The sequence below is a fragment of the Waterburya agarophytonicola KI4 genome (genome assembly GCF_020640915.1).
Classification (GTDB): domain Bacteria; phylum Cyanobacteriota; class Cyanobacteriia; order Cyanobacteriales; family Xenococcaceae; genus Waterburya; species Waterburya agarophytonicola.
This window is the reverse complement of record NZ_JADWDC010000013.1, coordinates 46,617-65,549: the sequence shown is the minus strand read 5'-3', so window position 1 is coordinate 65,549 and position 18,933 is coordinate 46,617. Positions and strand designations below refer to the sequence as shown.

Here is an 18,933-nt window from a genome sequence, read left to right as displayed (position 1 = left end):
TTGAGAGGTCTGACATTTTGGATATCCAACCTACAAATCAAGGGCAAGAATTATTAAGGGAAGATATTAGTGAATATGTAGCACAGTTACAGCTACACATGGCTCTCCAAGCTCGAAATCTAGTTCCCGCACTAAATAGTACGGGCATTAATAGTAGCCGACAGCAAATGCTCCAAGAAACCCAAGCAGTTGTGGAAAAATTGGCTTCACGTCAGTCTTTGTAAATTTGAGCAAATGCCGATCTAAAGAAAAACATTTAGCAATAATTGTTTAGCAGTAATTATATAGATATTCAACGAATTACTCTACATCTAGATTGTACTTGACAAAGCAGCTTTAATTGGGAAAAGTTTGAGCTTGAGTAGCAATATCATTTGCAGCTATAAAAATAGATGATATAACAGATACATTACCTCGATCTCAACTACAAATTAATGCTGCTATACCATAATGAATATTGTCAAAAATACAACTCTATTAATTTATTAATTCTGATTTATAGCTTGAGATTATATTTCTAAATCAGTATAAAAATTTTCTACTAAGATCTAATTTAATTTTATCAATCCGAATCGGCTACGAAAGTATTGTTATTGAATAATAATAATCTCCTCAATACTTTAAGTCGCTCAACTTGCCAAGCAAAAAATTAATGTTGAATGTCTAAAGTTAGATTAACAAACTAAACAATATTTTATTGACTACAGCTACTTATTTAAACAGCTACTTATTTAAGTTTAGGAGATAGTCATTACCTAGTAGTGGTAGATGAATATTAAGCATCAAAAAAATTATCAAGAAAGGATACTAATCGTAGATGATTTGCCAGAAAATGTCAGGCTTTTATCATCTCTGTTACAAGACCAAGGATATAAGATCAACTCCGCTACTAATGGAAATATGGCTTTATCCATTATTCAAACAGAGCATATAGATCTAATCTTACTTGATATTATGCTGCCAATTATAGATGGTTATCAAGTTTGTCGTATCCTCAAATCTCAGGCTGAAACAAAACATATTCCAATTATTTTTCTTAGTGGTTTAGATTCGGAATTAGATAAGGTAGAAGCTTTTAAAGCTGGTGGAGTAGATTATATTACCAAACCTTTTTTTCTCGAAGAAGTTGTTTTTCGAGTCAAAGCACAGTTAGATGCGATCGCGAACCAACGTAAATTCAAACAAATTCTCAATCAAGAAATTATCGAGCGAGAAATAGCCGAACGAGAATTGAATAAATCGAGGGCATTATTGACAGGAGTATTAAATAGTTCTTTAGATGGAGTGGCTGCTTTTGAAGCTATTCGCGATCGCCAAAACAAAATTATCGACTTTCGCTGGTTAATTGCCAATCCTGTTGCAGCAATGACTGTCGGAGAAACAACTCAAACCCTTGAGGGAAGGAGATTATTTCTGGAAAATTCTCCCGATCATTTATTTGATGGATTGTTTGACCTATTTGTTCAAGTGGTGGAAACTTGTACTGTCTTAGAAGAAGAATATTATTATAATCATAATTCTCTCAAACTCTGGTTTCACGTTGTTGCTGTTAAACTTGGTGACGGTTTTGCCATGACCTTCCGCGATATTAGCGATCGCAAACAGATCGAAATAACTCTCAAAAAAGCCAATTTGCGACTTACTTACCAAGCAAACATCGATAGTCTGACTCAAATAGCTAATCGGCGGCGTTTCGATGAATATATTACCCAAGAGTGGTCGCGGTGTGCTAGGGAAAGGGAATATTTATCTCTTATATTATGCGATATAGATTATTTTAAAGCCTACAACGATACTTATGGACATCAAGCAGGAGACAATTGTCTTTACGAAGTTGCCCAAGGTATAGAAAGAGCCGTCAAACGTCCCGCCGATGTGGCATTTCGTTATGGAGGAGAAGAATTTGCTGTCATTCTACCCCATACAGAAGGACAAGGTGCAATTAGAGTAGCCGAGGAAATTCATCAGCAAATTAAGAATTTGCAAATACTCCATGCTGGATCAGAAATTGGTAATACACTTAGTATGAGTTTGGGCGTTTCTAGTATTATTCCCGATACTCGTTCTGCCCCTCATACATTGATTGAGGCTGCGGATACTGCTTTATACGATTCTAAACTCAAAGGTCGTAATCGGGTAATGTATAAATCAGCTGAATCTGGCTAAAATTTTGCTGTTTGTCGGTCATTATAGCCTCGAAGGAGGTTGCTTTGGAGTTTCAGATTATCAAAAATATTATTAATTAAATAAACCAACTAAAAAAAACATCAACTAAAAAACATCTTGCCACTACTAGTTAGATAAACTTTCATGATTAAAATATTAATAGTAGACGATCAAAACTTTACCAGACAAGCATTACAAGCGATTCTTGAAGCAGAATCAGACTTTGAAATTATAGGCAAAGCAACTAGCGGTTCAGAAGCTTTGGTGCAAATGGAGCAAAAAGAAACTGATATTGTCATTGTCGATCTAGAAATGCCAGAAATGGATGGCTTGACAGTTACCAAAATAATCAATCAGCGTTTTCCCGATACTAGAGTCATTATTCTGAGTAGCCATGATGATAAAGCCAATATTAATGCAGCAGTGGAAGCAGGGGCAAGGGGGTACCTGTTAAAAAGTACTTCAACTCAAGAGATTGCCGATACTATTCGTGCCGTTGAAAGGGGTTATTTTCAATTGGGACCAGGATTATTTGAAAAACTACTTTCTCATCTAATTCAAGAAAAAGAAGCAGCAGCCACAAATTTATCCCAGTTAGAAAACAAATATGCTCAATCAATGGTTTCTTTAGAAGAAAAAATCATAGCGAGAAATGATGCTCAAAGGCAAGAATTATATGAAGAAATTGAACTACAAATTAGTAGTTTAAAGCAAGATTTTCGTGATGGTCTAGAAAACTTTCAGTATCAAGTTAGCAATCAATTGCAAAATGGAATTGAAGCAGCCAGTATAAAATTCAATAATTCCACCCCGAATCTTCAGGAAATAGACCTCCAAATTGACAATCGCAATCTCGAACAGCAAAGATATATCAATACGTTATTTGCAGGTAGCAAACAAGCAATTCAAAAACTGGAAACTCAACTCAATCAAATGCGCTATTTTGTGGGTATTGCAGTTCTTGTATTTATTGCTGTCATTATGCTGCTTTTATACTAAATTAGATCGATTGAGGAAATTTAAGGCTTCGGTTATCACTACAAGACTAAATAATTTAAAAATTTAGATAATATACCTTAGCACTCGCCACCGAAGAGTGCTAAATTTGCAAATGGAATGTGTAGCGGAACTAGAAGAATAAAATCCTATGGCGAAGATTGTTTCGTTTAATGAAGAGTCAAGACGAGCATTAGAAAAAGGTGTTAATGCCCTAGCTGATGCTGTCAAAATTACTCTCGGCCCCAAAGGTCGTAATGTTTTATTAGAAAAGCAGTTTGGCGCGCCTCAAATTGTCAATGATGGAATTACCGTCGCCAAAGAAATTGAATTAGAAGATCCTCTCGAAAATACTGGTGCAAGATTAATTCAAGAAGTTGCATCTAAAACTAAAGATAATGCTGGTGACGGCACAACTACTGCCACTGTAATTGCCCAAGCATTGATCAAAGAAGGTTTGAAAAACGTAGCAGCAGGGGCTAATCCTGTCGCGCTCAAAAAAGGCTTAGATAAGGCTACAAGCTTTTTAATCAAAGAAATAGCAACCGTCGCTCAACCAGTAGCAGGAGATGCGATCGCTCAAGTAGCAACGGTATCTTCGGGTAATGACGAAGAAGTCGGTGCTATGATTGCCGAAGCGATGGATAGAGTAACCAAAGATGGTGTTATTACTGTAGAAGAATCCAAATCTTTAGCTACAGAATTAGATGTGGTAGAGGGGATGCAAATCGATCGCGGTTATATTTCTCCTTACTTCGTCACCGATCAAGAAAGACAGGTAGTAGAATTTGACGGTGCGCTAATTTTGATTACTGACAAAAAAATTAGTGCGATCGCTGATCTCGTCCCTGTACTCGAAAAAGTCGCCCGCGATAGTAAGCCATTACTCATTATTGCTGAGGATCTAGAAGGGGAAGCTTTAGCTACTTTAGTAGTCAATAAAGCCCGTGGCGTACTTAATGTAGCAGCGATCAAAGCTCCTGGTTTTGGCGATCGTCGCAAGCAAATGCTTCAGGATATTGCCGTTTTGACTGGCGGTCAGGTAATCTCTGAAGAAGTAGGTTTGAATCTAGATAGCGTAGATCTAGATATGCTGGGAACGGCAGATAAAATCAGCATCGATAAAGAAAATACCACTATCGTATCTGGTTCTGGTAATAGCGATGATATTGCCAAACGAGTAGAACAACTCCGCAAACAGTTAGCTGTGACTGATTCAGAATACGATACCGAAAAACTACAAGAACGCATCGCTAAACTAGCTGGTGGTGTGGCTGTGATCAAAGTTGGTGCAGCTACCGAAACCGAACTAAAAGACCGCAAACTTCGCATTGAAGACGCGCTAAACGCTACCAAAGCAGCCGTCGACGAAGGTATTGTTCCTGGTGGTGGAACTACGTTAATTTACCTGGCTAAAAAGCTAGCAGAATTCAAAAACAGCTTAGAAAACGCTGAAGAAAAAGTGGCAGCAGATATCTTTGCTAAAGCTTTAGAAGCACCTCTATGTCAGCTAGCTAACAATGCTGGTGTTGAAGGTTCTGTAATCGTCGAAAAAGTTAGAGATAGCGAATTCAAAATTGGTTACAATGCCATGACAAATGAATTCGGCGACATGATTGCTATGGGAGTTATCGATCCTGCTAAGGTAGTACGTTCTGCGGTACAAAACGCTGCTTCCATCGCAGGTATGGTATTGACCACTGAAGCCCTAGTGGTAGAGAAACCCGAACCCGAATCTGCAATGCCTCCTGGTGGCGGTATGCCTGGTGGTATGGGCGGTATGGGTGGTATGGGCGGTATGCCTGGTATGGGTGGTATGGGGATGATGTAAACCCTTATCAATGGACAATTAACAATTGACAATTGACAATTAAGTTTTTTGAGGTCAGTCTTTAATTAGGCTGCCTCATTTTTGTGTGTCGGAAACGATAAAAATAAGGCTTGAAGTAAAATACATCAGGTAAGATTCAAACCGCCATCAGCAATAATAATTTCTCCTGTTAAATAATTACTTTGAATCAACATTAAAGCTATTTGAGCAATATCTTCTGGTTGCGCGCCTCGTTTCATGGGCGATCGCTCTTGCCACAGTTTTCTAGCTGCTACCCAACCTTTACTCATGGGAGTTTCTACTAATCCAGGGGCGATCGCGTTTACTCTGATTGCTGGTGCGAGACTGACGGCTAACAGCTTGGTAACATGATTGAGAGAAGCTTTGCTAACCGCATAGGGAATTGAAGCACCTTTAGGACGAATACCTGCATGGGAGGTAATGTTGATAATGCAGCTACTATATTCTTCACAAGACGACTCCCGTAAAGCTGCTTCGGCTTCTGTAATTAACGTCCAAGGCGCAATGACATTAACTTCATGGATTTCTCGCCAAATTTCAGGAGTGGCAGCCTGCAAATCTTTGTGAGGAATGGATTTAGTAATACCAGCATTGTTTACCAATATATCCAAACCTCCGTAACGAGATAAGACTTCAGCAATCAAATCGCGAGCTTGTTTTTGATCGGAAAGATCGGCTCGAATATAAGCTGCGTCTGGATAAAATTGCGCCAGTTGTTCGCCAGTCTCGACAGAAGATTTGGAATGAAAAACTATAGTAAAACCATCTTCTATAAATCTTTTTGCGATCGCCAATCCAATCCCCGAAGTAGATCCCGTAACTAGTGCAACTCTTTTTTGATTCATATGTTCGATTATCTACTCCATAAGAAATTTAAAATACTATTCAAAGCTAAAAGCTAAAAGCTAATAGCTAGTAGCTTCTATAATAAAGAGAGAGTAAAAAAAATTAACAAAACTTAAAAGAGGGCTATGGTCGCAACACCAATCAAAACCCAACCAAGGTTAACTATTCAAACTGATGATATAACCCCTGACACTACAGCAATTCGTTCTCTAGACTGGGATCGCGATCGCTTTGATATTGAGTTTGGTTTGCAAAACGGTACAACTTATAATTCTTATTTAATACGTGGCGATAAGATAGCTTTAGTCGATACTTCCCACGCTAAGTTTCGCCAGCTATATCTAGATACCTTAAAAGGTTTAATCGACCCCAAAGAGATTGATTATTTGATTATCAGCCATACCGAACCCGACCATAGTGGTTTAGTTAAAGACTTTTTGGAATTAGCACCCCAAGCGACGGTTGTGGCTGCGAAAATGGCGATTAAGTTCTTAGAGGATTTAGTCCATCAGCCATTTAAAAAACAAGTTATTAAAAATGGCGAACAAATAGATTTGGGGCAGGGTCATGTAATTGAATTTGTTAACGCGCCTAACCTACATTGGCCTGATACTATTTTTAGCTATGACCATAAAACAGGAATTTTATTTACCTGTGATGCCTTTGGAATGCACTACTGTTCTAATGCCACCTTCGATGAAGATTTAAAGGCGATCGAAAAAGACTATCGTTTTTACTATGACTGTTTGATGGGACCTAATGCTCGTTCCGTACTTTCAGCCATGAAACGGATGGATCAACTAGGAGAAATCAATACTGTAGCCAACGGACATGGCCCTTTATTGCGTCACAATCTTAATGAACTCCTAGACCGCTATCGCAACTGGAGTGAAGCTCAAACCAAGGCGGAAAAAAGTGTTGCGGTATTCTATATTTCCGATTATGGTTATAGCGATCGCCTGAGTCAAGCTGTAGCCAAAGGAATTACCAAAACTGGCGTAGCGGTAGAGATGGTAGACCTACGATCTGCCGATAGTACGGAAGTCCACGAAATCGTTAATCGATCTGTGGGCATAGTTTTAGGAATGCCCCCTTCTGATAGCAACCAGGAAGATATTGTTACCAATATGGGAACAGTATTAGCTGCTGCGAAGGAAAAGCAGTTAATTGGGATGTTGGAGTCTTATGGAGACAATGATGAACCCATAGATCCCTTGATGACTAAATTTCGCGAAGCAGGACTAAAACCAGGGTTTCCTGTCATTAAACTTAAAGATACTCCTGCCGAAGCGGACTATCAAGTCTGCGAAGAGTCGGGAACGGATTTAGGACAATTCTTAACCCGCAAAGATCTCGTCAAACAGATGAAGTCCCTCGATAGCGACCTTGATAAAGCCATGGGTCGTCTTAGTGGTGGACTGTACATAATAACTGCTACTAAAGGGGATGTTAGTAGTGCGATGCTAGCCTCTTGGGTTTCCCAGGCAAGTTTTGAGCCACCTGGACTAACTATTGCCGTAGCTAAAGATAGAGCGATCGAATCTTTAATGCAGGTAGGCGATCGCTTTATTTTAAATATTCTCGAAGAAGGTAAGTATCAGTCTTTGATGAAACACTTCCTCAAAAGATTTAAACCAGGGGCAGATCGTTTTGCAGGAATTAAAACCCAAACCGCAAATAATGGTTCGCCAATTCTAAATGATGCCCTAGCTTATCTCGAATGCGAAGTATCCAGTCGCATGGAATGTAGCGATCATTGGATTGTTTACAGTCAAGTGGAATTAGGTCGAGTATCTAATCCTGATGGCTTAACAGCAGTTCACCATCGCAAAGTTGGTAATCATTATTAGAATTACTTTGCAATTAGCTATCAGCCTTAAGCCATAAGCTATAAGTCAGTATTTGCCAAGTCCCGTCTCAAAACCCTGAGATGGGACTTATTACTGATTACTTATTACTCGTCATACTTTTGATAAAAATTAATTATTTTTCAGTACTTTCTGGAGCTACTTCACTAGGATTAAACTCCGCAGCAATACAGCTTTTCATAGCTTCTTCACTAGATACTGAGCCAATACCTGTTAAATCTACAGTACATTCTGCATAACGTTCGGGTAACAAACTACGACGACAGCTATCTAAAGCCATCATTGATTTGTTTTTTTCCAAACCACTACTAACAGTCGTGACGCAACTAGCTAATTCGTCGGGTCTACGAACTCGATAGCAAGACTGGAGCGCATCATTTCCCTTGATATCTGTTCCCTCTTTAATAGTATCGACACAACTTGCCAAATCCCCTGGATTTAAAGCATCAGAGCAAGCTGCTGCTGCTGCCGATTTTGCTACCCCATTTGCCATCAAGTTATCAGCACAGTTACCAATACTGCCAGCCATAGCGGGAGAACTAGGAATAGCTAACAAGAAAGCAGGTAGAGAAATTAAACTAGTCCAACGAATAGCTTTTACTAGAATTTTCATGACTATATTGACTATATTTTTGACTATTAACAATTCATAACTATACTAAGGGCTGATTTCAGAAATTTGTCAACTGGGATGAGATCGAGAATTGATCCATTTCCAGAGAGGATGTTTTTTACCTCGGGCATTTATTTTTTGTACTTGCTTTTCTAATTTACGTTTTTCTACTTCGGGTAAACCCCAGATTGCATTACGACTTTGCCACAATAGAACAGAAACAGTCATCCCGATACAAAAAGCTAAACAAAGAGTTGGTAGAAAATTGAAGTGCAATCCATAGTAAACTGCTGCCCAAGTAAAGTAATCTAAACAAAGAGCAATTTCTTCACGCAAATTCCAAATAGCATATATTCCTAAAGTGAGCCAGCTAGACAAAACAACTAACCAGCGGAGGTATATAGATAATTGATGCAGTCTGTGTACTTTCTGCTGAAAATCAGATTGAATGCTCACTGTTTTAATCCCCATGGAGAACAAGTTTGAACCCAAGTTTTATTCTGAGGCTGGAGGTGCGGAAACAGCTACAGAATTATTACTTTTGCGATTTCTCCACCAAGCAAGAAGAGTACTGGCAATAAAAATACTGGAATATGCGCCCAGGATAAAACCAACAATCAAAGCCAGGGCAAAGAATTTGAGAGTTTGTCCCCCAAAGAGGAAGATACCTATCAATGGAAGTAAAGTAGTCAAAGTCGTATTAATCGATCGCCCTAGAGTCTGATTGACAGCATTATCGACGATTTCGTTAATTTCTCCCTCTGGATTGGCGGTTATGTTTTCACGAATGCGATCGTAAATTACTACGGTGTCATTAACCGAAAAACCAATAATAGTCAGCAAGGAGACTAAAAACAAACTGTCTGCTTCCAAACCAATGACCAAACCTAACAAGGAAAAGACTCCTGCGGTGATAACTACATCATGGAAAAGAGCAGCGATCGCAAATAAAGCATAGTCAAATTGAAAGCGGATACTTAAATATACAATAATACCGAAAAATGCCACCAATAAGGCTAAAATGCCCGAAACAAATAGTTCTTCGCCAATAGTAGGCCCTACGGAATCGATTTGGACTGTTTTATCGTCAAATTTGCCGATCGCCGTTCCCAGAGAGCTTAATAATTGACCACGGCGATCGCCGTCAAGATTTTCTGTTCGCACTGACAGAATTTGTTGGTTATCTCCTAATAGCTGAATACTACTATTGCCTAAACCTTGACTGTCTAATACTTCTCTAACTTGGGCGGTATCAATTGCCTCGTCGCAGTTACCTGCTACGGTGCAATCTCTGGCGATTTGAATCCGAGTACCGCCAATAAAGTCGATTCCAGGACGAATGGGTGCATTTAAACTGACAAAAGAAAATACCATCATGGCAATACTGGCAACAATAGCCGTACCAGAAATTGCCCACCATAAATTGCGTTTGCTTGTAATACTTAATTTCATGGGTTGTTAATTATTGGTTGCTGGATATTGGCGAGCGTTCGCCTACATTTAAGTTGGGACAAAATAATTCTGGTTTTTGTCTTACCTTGGGTAAACTAAGTACTACCAATAGCATCAAAGTTCGACTACAGGTAACTGCGGTGAACATGCTCACCACTACTCCAATCAAAAGCGTAACCGCAAAACCTTTGACTAAACCAGAGCCAAGCCACAGTAGAGCCACACAAGCGATCGCAGTGGTAACGTTACTATCTAAAATGCTCGAAAATGCGCGAAAGAAACCAGATTCGACAGATCTATAGAGAGTTTTACCCCCACGTAGTTCTTCCCTAGTGCGTTCAAAAATGAGAACGTTGGCATCTACCGCCATCCCGATACTGAGAATAAAACCTGCAATTCCAGGTAAGGTTAAGGTGACTCCAACCAAGGCATAGCAAGCCATTGTTAATAAAGCATAGACAATCAATGCTCCATCGGCAATCAATCCTGGCAGACGATAATAAGCCACCATAAAGATTAAAACTAAAACTAAGCCCACAGAAGCAGCAATAATACTACGACGAATACTATCTTGTCCTAAAGTCGCACCAACGGTACGGTTTTCGACCACTGCAACAGGGAAAGGTAACGAACCTCCTTTTATCTGAATACCCAAGTCTTTGGCACCTTCTAGGTCAAAATTACCAGTGATTACGGCTCTACCTCCAGCAATACCAGTATCGGCGAATTCGGGCCCGACGACAGGAGAACTAATTAAGTCATCGTCTAAGAAGATCCCAATACTGCGACCAGTACCTGCTAAGTTTTTGGTTAATTCGGCAAATTTTTTGCCTCCAGCATCGTCAAAGTTAATTGCTACTTCCCAACGGTTTCCCGTAGCATCGGGTTGGGGACGGGCATCGGTTAAGTTTGTTCCCGTTAAACCAACTGATTCAAATAATTCGGCAACTGCTTTATTGGACTTGACTAAAGATTCGTTGATTTCGGCTAACTTAGCTTGGTTTTCTGGATTTGATTCTTGTTGACTATAAAATATTCTTTGAGCCTTTAACTGTCGATTAACCTGAGATTCTGCAATAAAATCTCCTTCGGAACCTTGTTTTTGTTCTTTGAATTCTAATTTAGCCGTTCCTTTCAAACGTCGTTCGGCTTCTTCAGGTTGGCTTTCTCCTGGTAGCTGAATTAAAATTTTGTCTTCCCCAATGGTTTGGACGGTGGTTTCGGAAACGCCAAATTCATTGATGCGATTTTCTAAAACTCGCTGTACCGCCTCTACATCTTCTGAGGTAGGTTTGACATCAGGTCTTTCTTTGGTGGGATTGACTTGAATAGTTAATTGCGCTCCCCCTCGGAGATCTAACCCTAACTGGGGAGGAATGGTAGTTAAGATAGCGATCGCTGCTGCGACCAATGCTAAAATTAAAATAATATAGGCTCTTTGTTTCTGCATTTGCTATCACCCGCCGTAGTGTTTGAGTAGCGTACTATTTTTCATATCGCGATATTAATATGATTATTGATTTAATTAACTCAGTCTACTACTTTAGATTGTCAAGTGAAAAACAAGCTAATCTACTCAATTGTTGATGTTTATGGTTTTTTCTTAGCAGACATATACTTATCCGTTTCTCGCAGTCTCATACTCAAAAAACGACAGATTTCTAAAATAATATGAGGGCGTTGAGAAATTAGACTAATAAAGCGTTTCTTTTCTAAACTCAATAAGAGACAGTCTTCTAAGGCGATCGCACCATCCCATCGCGGTGCTTCATCAAACAAGGCAATTTCCCCAAAGTATTGTCCTGTAGCTAATTGTTTGATATTTTCTAATTCACCATCAAGTTCTTTGACTATTTGAATCCTGCCTTCAGCGATAATATATAAATTATTCCCCCAACTTCCTTCGGTATAGATAGTTTCTCCTGCTAATACTTGTCTTTGTTCTAACGCTTCGTCTATTTGGAACAATTCATCTAGGGAGAGATTTTTAAATAAGGCTATATTTCGCAGTAAAAGCAATCGATTCATAGAGTTACTAACAGGGCAATCAAGGCGATCAGGTGCGGGAAAGATTTCTCTCGCTACTGATTGTACGATGGGATCGGGATCTTTGAGTAGGGCGGTGGGAACAATGGCTAATGCCACCGATGCCCCTGTTTTAATCCAGCGATCGCCACTTTCTAATGCTTCTAGTAATATTTTGTAGCCTTTATTTCTCAGCCATTGGGGAGTTGATTCGATCTTGGGTAGGGGTTTATCGGAGACGATTTGCTCTAATAACGGCATCAAGGGTTGGACAAAACGACGATGTTCGATCGAAGCCAAGACTTCCACCGCATTGGCTAAATCTCGGCGATCGCTGGTTGCCAAAATCCTTCTAACTAAATTGACGGTGCGGGAATATCCCAGACAGGAAAGAATATATAAAACTTTTTGTAATAAACGCTGTTGATAGTCTTCGATGGCGATCGCTAATAACCGCCAGCTAGGATCTTGACGGGGTATCTGTTGTTGCCATTTACGGGTACGGTTAAACTGCTGAAATTCTGGGGCGAGATGTTTGTAGAGGATTTCGTTAGCCCGTTTGGTTTTTACCTTGGCGATCGCAGCAATAGCAGTATTCACTATATTAGAATTACGGGAATCAAGATTATCTTGGGCTATCTTTAAACCAGACTTGCCATAGGCTGCAATGGTATGGGCTACCTGTTGGCGTACATGGGGATGAGCGTCCCCCATACCTGTCGTAACTGACTCCAGGGTTTCTCGACAATGAGTAATTTCTAATAGTTTATAACCCGCTACTCTAATTAAAGGTTCGTCGTGGTTTATCTCAGCTACGGCTATTTTAGCTAAATGAGAGTCTTGTGGTTTTGCTAGATTAGCTAAGGCTTCGAGCGCGTTTTGTTTGGCTTCGGTGGTGGCTTGGGGAAGTAAGTATTCAATTAGGGTAATAAATTCGGGGTTTTGGCTATAGCGAACTACTCTAGCGATCGCTTTACCGATGTTGTCAGTGATTTCTGTTTGCCAAAATTGTTCGGCAATCTTATTATCTATTTTGTCAGATTCGGTATGTTGGAAGGTGGCAATTAAGCCCAAAGTTTTTACTTCTGGATGTTTGTCACCAATCGATCTCTGCAATTGTTCGGCATTAAAATCATATTGGTTGGCAATTAAAACTTCTAAAGCCGTAGCCCGTACTGTAAAATCTAAATCTGTCAGTAAATTGGCAAACTTGTCTAGAATTTCCTGATTACTCTGACTAAATAGTTGCAACACTCCTTCCCGCAGCGATCGATTAGCATCGGGTAATAAAGCGATCGCCTCATGAAAAAATTGACTGGGATCGTTCAAATTGGTGGCTAATTCTAAACCTTTGACTTGGGTATAGCGATCTCCATCTGTGAGAAATTCTCGAACAACCTTACTAGATTGGGGTGGTAGTTGAGTTTTATTATTTTCAAAATCATCGAGATTAATACTATCAGTGCGAATCATCTCCTCTAAACTTTGAGTATAAAACTTACCCATAGGTATCCGCACGAATAATAATAAAACCGTCAGGCTAATTGCCAAACCCGTAATTTGTCCCAGACTTAAATAAAGATGGCAAATCCATAAAATAACTCCTGCCAGAGTCAACCCTACGGAATAGATTAAACCATCGCTTAAGGCTCTAATTCTGCCTAAATATTGATGGGGAATGCCGTTGTAGTTAAGTTGATGGATGGGCAGGTTAATCGCTTTATAGAAAGCATCTCCGTTGATATGGAGTCCGATAGCTGCGGTTAAATTGAAGTTAAACAGCAATCCGATTAAACTAATTAAAGTTGTCACGGGGTAAACTGCGTTGAGTCTGGCGACTCCGATCCATTTCAGCAGGGGGCGAGTAATGCCATAGAGAAACAACACCTGAATCAAGGAAATAATAATCCGCATTAATCCCAAGAAGGCAGTTAACTTAGATTCCTCAAAGTGTTCTCCGTAGATATTAAACCAGAGAAATTCCGAGCTAATATAAATAATTACGAGTAAGAAAGTGCTGCCCGCTAAAAATAATACTAAAGGATAGCGTTGACAAAGATCGGGCAAAGTTTTAATCGATTCGAGAATACTAACTTCCGCTTCTTGCTTGGGGGTTTCGAGACGACGCTGGGAAGATTCTAGGTATAACAATTGAAAAAAGGCGATCGCCATAAATATCGGCAACCCCAACAATAATTCCCGACTGGGAAAATAACGGGACAATAGGATAGTAAAGCCTCCCCCTACAAGTGTCCCTACTGCTTGAGCAATTCCAATGAAGGGGGCGTATTGTTTATATTCTAGAGTAGTAAAATAGTCGGTCAATAAACCAGGATAAAGCAGATTGTTATTAAAATCCCACTGGAAAAATATTACGATCAACAGAGCATAATAAACCCAGGTGGTATCTAAGTTAATTAACAACCTCATCCCAATCATTGCCACCATCGAAATTAGTAAGACATAACGAAATAACTGAGTACGACGATAGCGATCCGCAATCTGGGAAAACACCCCATAAGCAGGAAGGGAACACAAGCCGATTAAAATAAAAGCAATGGGTAGATTCCCCGCACCTACATGAGTAACAAATAAAGAATTAGCGATCGCCATAGCAATCACGTTATAAGTTAATACTGTAACTGCTAGTAATAAAAGTTGTGCCAAGCGATCGACTTGCAGGTTAGATAAACTCAAACGCTTTTCAAAAGACTGACTAATCATGATTGATGCTCGTTGAGAGGACTAATCTCCGTCAGTTTAGAAGTTATTGCCTCGTCAGTCTCTAAAGTTTCCATTTCCTTGCTTAAATTATTAATTGGGGCGGGTTTAATTAGTAAAGTCAATCCTGCTGCAATAATTAAAAACACTCCTCCTATTACCACAGCCAACAGCCGATTATCGTGGAGTAAATATCGCATTACCCAGCCAAAACCCAAAGATGCAGTAATCTCTGGTAAAACAACAAAGAAATTGAATATTCCTTGATAAATTCCTCGACGTTGGGGCGGAATTGAATTGGTCAACATCGCGTAGGGCATTATCAACGCGCTAGCCCAAGCTATACCCAAGCCAATCATCGCTAATAAAAGAATATATCGATTAGTAATAAATAACAGTGAAATTAAACTGATTCCGCCACAAAATAACGAAAAACTATGAATTGCAGGACGACCAAATCGCCCTGCAAGGCGAGGTAGCAGAAAAGAAAAGCCAATACAAACCGCATTATACAGAGCAAAACAAATTCCCGCCCATTCTATCCCTTCACTGTATAACAAAGAGTTTTGACTAGTCGCACCAAAAATATTTCTCGCTACTGCGGGGGGAAAATAAAGCAAAAAACAAAAGATCCCCAACCAGGTGAAAAACTGTACTTTTGCCAACTGCTGCATCTTCGGGGGAATATCTCCCAGGGTTTGCCATATCTCTCTTAAGCTGCTGCTAATCCCTCCTCGTGCTGCTTGTAGTTGTTCAAATTTAGCTAAATTTTGCGGTGGATACTCTGGAGTAGTCACAACAGTCCATAAAACAGTACCCAAAAATAATATCGCGCCGATGTAAAAAGAAACTTCTATCGTTAAGGGGATCTTACGCAGACTATTGCTAGTATTATCCACCTGAAAAATATGAGAAAGTATCCAAGGCAAAGCCGAAGCCGAAACCGCACCCAATCCCAGCATAATACTTTGCATGGCAAAACCTTGAGTTCTTTGTTCTCTAGGCAGCAAATCCCCCACAAAAGCCCGAAAAGGTACCATGCTGACATTAGCACTAGTATCTAAAATCCATAATAATCCTGCTGCAATCCAGAGATTAGAGCAGTTAGGCATAGCAAACAAAGCAATACAAGCTAAAATTGCTCCAACTAAGAAATATGGTCTTCTTCTACCCAAAAAAGTCCAGGTATAGTCGCTCAAGTTACCCACAATTGGCTGTACCAATAAGCCCGTCAAAGGTGCAGCCAGCCAAAGAATCGGCAAGCGATCCGCATCTGCACCAAGGTACTCAAAAATAGCACTCATGTTTGCCATTTGTAGCCCCCAACCAAACTGAATCCCTAGAAAACCAAAGTTCATATTCCAGAGTTGCCAAAAACTAAATTTAGGTTTGGATAATATCTCTGGGATATCAGCTGGTTGTGGGATAGACATATAAAAGAGGGTTAATAAATGTTGGCTGGAGTACTAAAGCTTAGTGTAGTTCAACTTAGGCGTTCAGCCTTCAAATGATTAAGCTTAATGCGATCGTATTTTACGAGGGAGATTTTCGGTTTTTGCCTCTATCTGTAATTTTTTTTAATCAAAATTTGCAAAAATAAACACAATAACAGGGTTTTATTTTTACTAAAAGTGTTAGCATGCAAATTGAGAATGAACAGATTAACGATTAAGTTTGTATCCAGTATATAAAGGTTTTTCCATAAAGTATTGAGCTATTTCTTTCCGCATAATTCTGTCTCTCTAAACACAACACTCATTGAGCAGACAATCAAAATATGTCAATTTACGTAGGCAATCTATCTTACGATGTTAACCAGCAAGACTTAAGTGAAGTCTTTGCCGAATATGGGACTGTTAAACGGGTTCACGTTCCTACTGATCGCGAAACAGGTCGCGTGCGCGGATTTGCTTTTGTGGAAATGGAATCCGAAGCAGAAGAAGATAAAGCGATCGAAACTTTAGATGGTGCTGAATGGATGGACCGTCAGCTAAAAGTCAACAAAGCTAGACCCCGTGAAGATAATAGAAATAGTGGTGGTAGAAACAATCGTTTCTAAGTTTCTTTAATAAATTTTTAATAAGTTTTAAAATTAAAGCTTTTAGAAATATAGGTGGATTGCTTCTGTGTCTACGTTTCTGAGAGCTTTTTATTTTGACGATCTGGAAAAAATCTTGCTTGAAAAACTCAAGAATCAGAAAATTCAAGAAGTCAGAAGGAACTTATAGCTGCTTATCTCGATCTTGCGATCGCCGTACCCAAAATACAAGCCCTTTCTAAGTTTGCTCCATTCACATTGCTACCTTCTAATTCTGCACAAAGCAAATTAGCCCCAACTAAATTAGCCCCAGCTAAGTTTGCCCCCCGCAAGTCGGCTTCTTCCAAATTTGTTTCGCTCAAGTTTGCACCTTGCAAGTCAGCCTGAGATAAATTAGCTCCCTTCAGGTTAGCACTATTAAGATTGACGCCTCGTAAGTCTGTTCCTCGCAAATCGACTCCTTTTAAATCAACTCCCGTCAAATTTGCACCGCTTAAGAATGCTCCCGATAGAGCAGCTTGGGATAATTTTGCTCCCATGAGATTCGCTCCTCTCAAGTTGCTACCACGCAAGTCAGCACTGCTGAGATCGGCTTGCATCAAGTTAGCTCCTAATAAACTAGCCCTAATATCAGCTAGTTTGAGATCTGCTCCTAATAAGTTTGCTCCATCTAGTCTTGCCCCTCTCAGGTTAGAGCAAGAAAAATCCGCACCACTTAAATTTGCCCCAGCTAAATTAATTTTTTCTAACTGACAGTGAGCCAAATCCTCGTCTTCTAAATCTATTCCTGGGAAGTGTTTTTCTTTTCCTGCGCGAACTGTATCTAGGGTCATTAATTTATATTTTATATTTCGTTAAAAATGAATTTTATTTTAGTAAGCCGAAGCATTCAAATTACTTAAGAAAATGGAGCTTTGCGATTAACATTGCCAGAGTTTATGAGCCACATTCCCGTAGCAATTTTAGGTCGATATGCCTGAAGAGTCATACCCTGTTGCATTCCCATTACCAAGAGAGATAAAGCATCAAGTAATTTTGGATCGTATCGCTTACCCGCCAAAGCCTGACAGTCTGCCAAAGCGTTGGTAATCGGATTTTTATCGGAGGAATATTGTTTGTATGCTTTCATTTTTTGTTGAAAATCTGCCAACAAGCAAATGATTCGCGATTCCAAAGGAATAGCATCATAAGCCAACCTCGAAGGAATTCCCGATCCATCCCAGGCTTCTCTTTGGTGAGTCAAAATTTTGGATATTGCTTCTAACTGAGGCATTACTCGCAAAACAGAAGCTTTAGAAGCAGAATCAGTTTTATTCAAAGCCTCTTTTTGCACTTTAGACTGTTTATTACGATCCTTCATTACTTCTGGCAAACCCACGCGATGTAGCAACCCAGAAATATAAAGGCGTTTGGCTTGCCACGCAGGAAGATCGAGTAACTGTGCCATTGCTTCTGCCATTGCTGCCACTTCCGAAGCTGCCATCGGATTCCTAACATCCGTGGCATCTAGTAGTTGAGCCATTCGTAAGAAGGCTTGCATTTCATTAGAAATGATGTTCTCATCTAAATCTTTAAAAACATTGAAGGTAGAGGCTTTATTTGGGTGATGTAGATTTTTTTGACTGTCTTGCAGATATTCGATCACTTGAGTTACAACCGCATCGAGATCGTCTCGTTGTCTGATGCCATGCTCGTCTGTCATTTGAGCGACTTTTTCTGTTAATAGCTTCGCTAACTCTGGTTGATAACCTTTAATATGGTCGATGGTTAAGTCTACCGTTTCGCGGACTAATGCTGGTTCAAATGTCCAAAAACCGTAAAATTTACGTTCTAAATCTTCTTTGGGCTTGTTGTCTCCATAATCTTCATCTGACAATTCCTGACACAGTACCATTGCGGTATAGGTAGAAGAAATAATCATTAAATGCCACTCTTCCGCAACGGGATCTTCTGGCTTGAGATCGACTAACTTAACGTTATCTTTTTCACTGGTAGGATGGCTGTCAAATCCTGCCTCGGCAGTCGCCAAAATTACCACATGCTGGGCTTTATCTGCCAAATCGCTATAACGATCTGCTTCTTCTAGATACCATTTACCACGCTGAAAAGCCGCGATCGCGATCGGCGCACTATCGGAATCTAGGATAAAATCTTCCAAAGCATGACAGAGTGCTACCAAAGTATTTTTGTAATAAACCCCTAAATTCAAGGGTTGCTTACCATCACGATGAGCCTCATCTAATCTTCTTAATATCGAGCCTTCCAGCATAATAAAAATTGAGTTTCTAAAAATAAAATGCGATCGCGTGATTTGCCAAAGGCATTACTGTTAGCGCATTTAATGGTTAACATAAAT

15 protein-coding genes are annotated in these 18,933 nt (G+C 39.7%); 6 read left to right on the top strand and 9 right to left on the bottom strand.

Annotation, left to right across the window (positions count from 1 at the left end):
* Positions 1-17: 17 nt before the first annotated feature.
* The 4 genes from I4641_RS07720 (at position 18) to groL (ending at position 4,993) form a co-directional block, all read left to right on the top strand.
* A complete protein-coding gene (locus I4641_RS07720; RefSeq protein WP_229639903.1) occupies positions 18-224 on the top strand; it encodes a hypothetical protein in 207 nt (68 codons plus the stop codon).
* Positions 225-768: 544 nt separating this feature from the next.
* The gene (locus tag I4641_RS07715; RefSeq protein WP_229639902.1) at positions 769-2,166 is read left to right on the top strand and encodes a diguanylate cyclase domain-containing protein; all 1,398 of its coding nucleotides are present in this window, start codon (positions 769-771) and stop codon (positions 2,164-2,166) included.
* 144 nt (positions 2,167-2,310) lie between these two features.
* Positions 2,311-3,165: a response regulator gene (locus I4641_RS07710; RefSeq protein WP_229639901.1), complete on the top strand. Its 855-nt coding sequence runs from the start codon at positions 2,311-2,313 to the stop codon at positions 3,163-3,165.
* 148 nt (positions 3,166-3,313) lie between these two features.
* Positions 3,314-4,993, top strand: a complete 1,680-nt coding sequence (gene groL, locus I4641_RS07705; protein WP_229639900.1) for a chaperonin GroEL — start codon at positions 3,314-3,316, stop codon at positions 4,991-4,993.
* Positions 4,994-5,118: 125 nt separating this feature from the next.
* Here groL and I4641_RS07700 read toward each other — a convergent pair whose 3' ends face one another.
* The gene (locus tag I4641_RS07700; RefSeq protein ID WP_229639899.1) at positions 5,119-5,859 is read right to left on the bottom strand and encodes an SDR family NAD(P)-dependent oxidoreductase; all 741 of its coding nucleotides are present in this window, start codon (positions 5,857-5,859) and stop codon (positions 5,119-5,121) included.
* 126 nt (positions 5,860-5,985) lie between these two features.
* Here I4641_RS07700 and I4641_RS07695 point away from each other — a divergent pair, with 126 nt between their 5' ends.
* Entirely contained in the window at positions 5,986-7,710 is a 1,725-nt protein-coding gene (locus tag I4641_RS07695; RefSeq protein WP_229639898.1) for a diflavin flavoprotein, read from the top strand.
* A gap of 133 nt (positions 7,711-7,843) precedes the next feature.
* On the opposite strand, the gene I4641_RS07690 is transcribed toward I4641_RS07695, so the two are convergent.
* The 6 genes from I4641_RS07690 to I4641_RS07665 all read right to left on the bottom strand — a co-directional run bounded on the left by I4641_RS07690 (position 7,844) and on the right by I4641_RS07665 (position 15,972).
* Positions 7,844-8,341 carry a hypothetical protein gene (locus I4641_RS07690; protein ID WP_229639897.1) on the bottom strand — a complete coding sequence of 166 codons (498 nt, stop codon included), beginning with the start codon at positions 8,339-8,341 and terminating at the stop codon, positions 7,844-7,846.
* A 69-nt stretch (positions 8,342-8,410) separates the two neighbouring features.
* Positions 8,411-8,797 carry a hypothetical protein gene (locus I4641_RS07685; RefSeq protein WP_229639896.1) on the bottom strand — a complete coding sequence of 129 codons (387 nt, stop codon included), beginning with the start codon at positions 8,795-8,797 and terminating at the stop codon, positions 8,411-8,413.
* A 39-nt stretch (positions 8,798-8,836) separates the two neighbouring features.
* Positions 8,837-9,793: a protein translocase subunit SecF gene (gene secF / locus I4641_RS07680; RefSeq protein ID WP_229639895.1), complete on the bottom strand. Its 957-nt coding sequence runs from the start codon at positions 9,791-9,793 to the stop codon at positions 8,837-8,839.
* A gap of 10 nt (positions 9,794-9,803) precedes the next feature.
* Entirely contained in the window at positions 9,804-11,243 is a 1,440-nt protein-coding gene (gene secD, locus I4641_RS07675; protein ID WP_229639894.1) for a protein translocase subunit SecD, read from the bottom strand.
* A gap of 140 nt (positions 11,244-11,383) precedes the next feature.
* Positions 11,384-14,542: a cyclic nucleotide-binding domain-containing protein gene (locus I4641_RS07670; RefSeq protein ID WP_229639893.1), complete on the bottom strand. Its 3,159-nt coding sequence runs from the start codon at positions 14,540-14,542 to the stop codon at positions 11,384-11,386.
* Entirely contained in the window at positions 14,539-15,972 is a 1,434-nt protein-coding gene (locus tag I4641_RS07665) for an MFS transporter (RefSeq protein ID WP_229639892.1), read from the bottom strand. The genes I4641_RS07670 and I4641_RS07665 overlap by 4 nt, the downstream gene beginning before the upstream one ends.
* Before the next feature lie 344 nt (positions 15,973-16,316).
* On the opposite strand from I4641_RS07665, the gene rbp reads away from it, so the two are divergent.
* Entirely contained in the window at positions 16,317-16,598 is a 282-nt protein-coding gene (gene rbp / locus I4641_RS07660) for an RNA-binding regulator (protein WP_229639891.1), read from the top strand.
* 173 nt (positions 16,599-16,771) lie between these two features.
* Here rbp and I4641_RS07655 read toward each other — a convergent pair whose 3' ends face one another.
* Positions 16,772-17,410 carry a pentapeptide repeat-containing protein gene (locus I4641_RS07655; RefSeq protein ID WP_229639890.1) on the bottom strand — a complete coding sequence of 213 codons (639 nt, stop codon included), beginning with the start codon at positions 17,408-17,410 and terminating at the stop codon, positions 16,772-16,774.
* 65 nt (positions 17,411-17,475) lie between these two features.
* Positions 17,476-18,846 (bottom strand): DICT sensory domain-containing protein, encoded by a 1,371-nt coding sequence (locus tag I4641_RS07650; protein ID WP_229639889.1) that lies wholly within the window; start codon positions 18,844-18,846, stop codon positions 17,476-17,478.
* Positions 18,847-18,933: the final 87 nt, after the last annotated feature.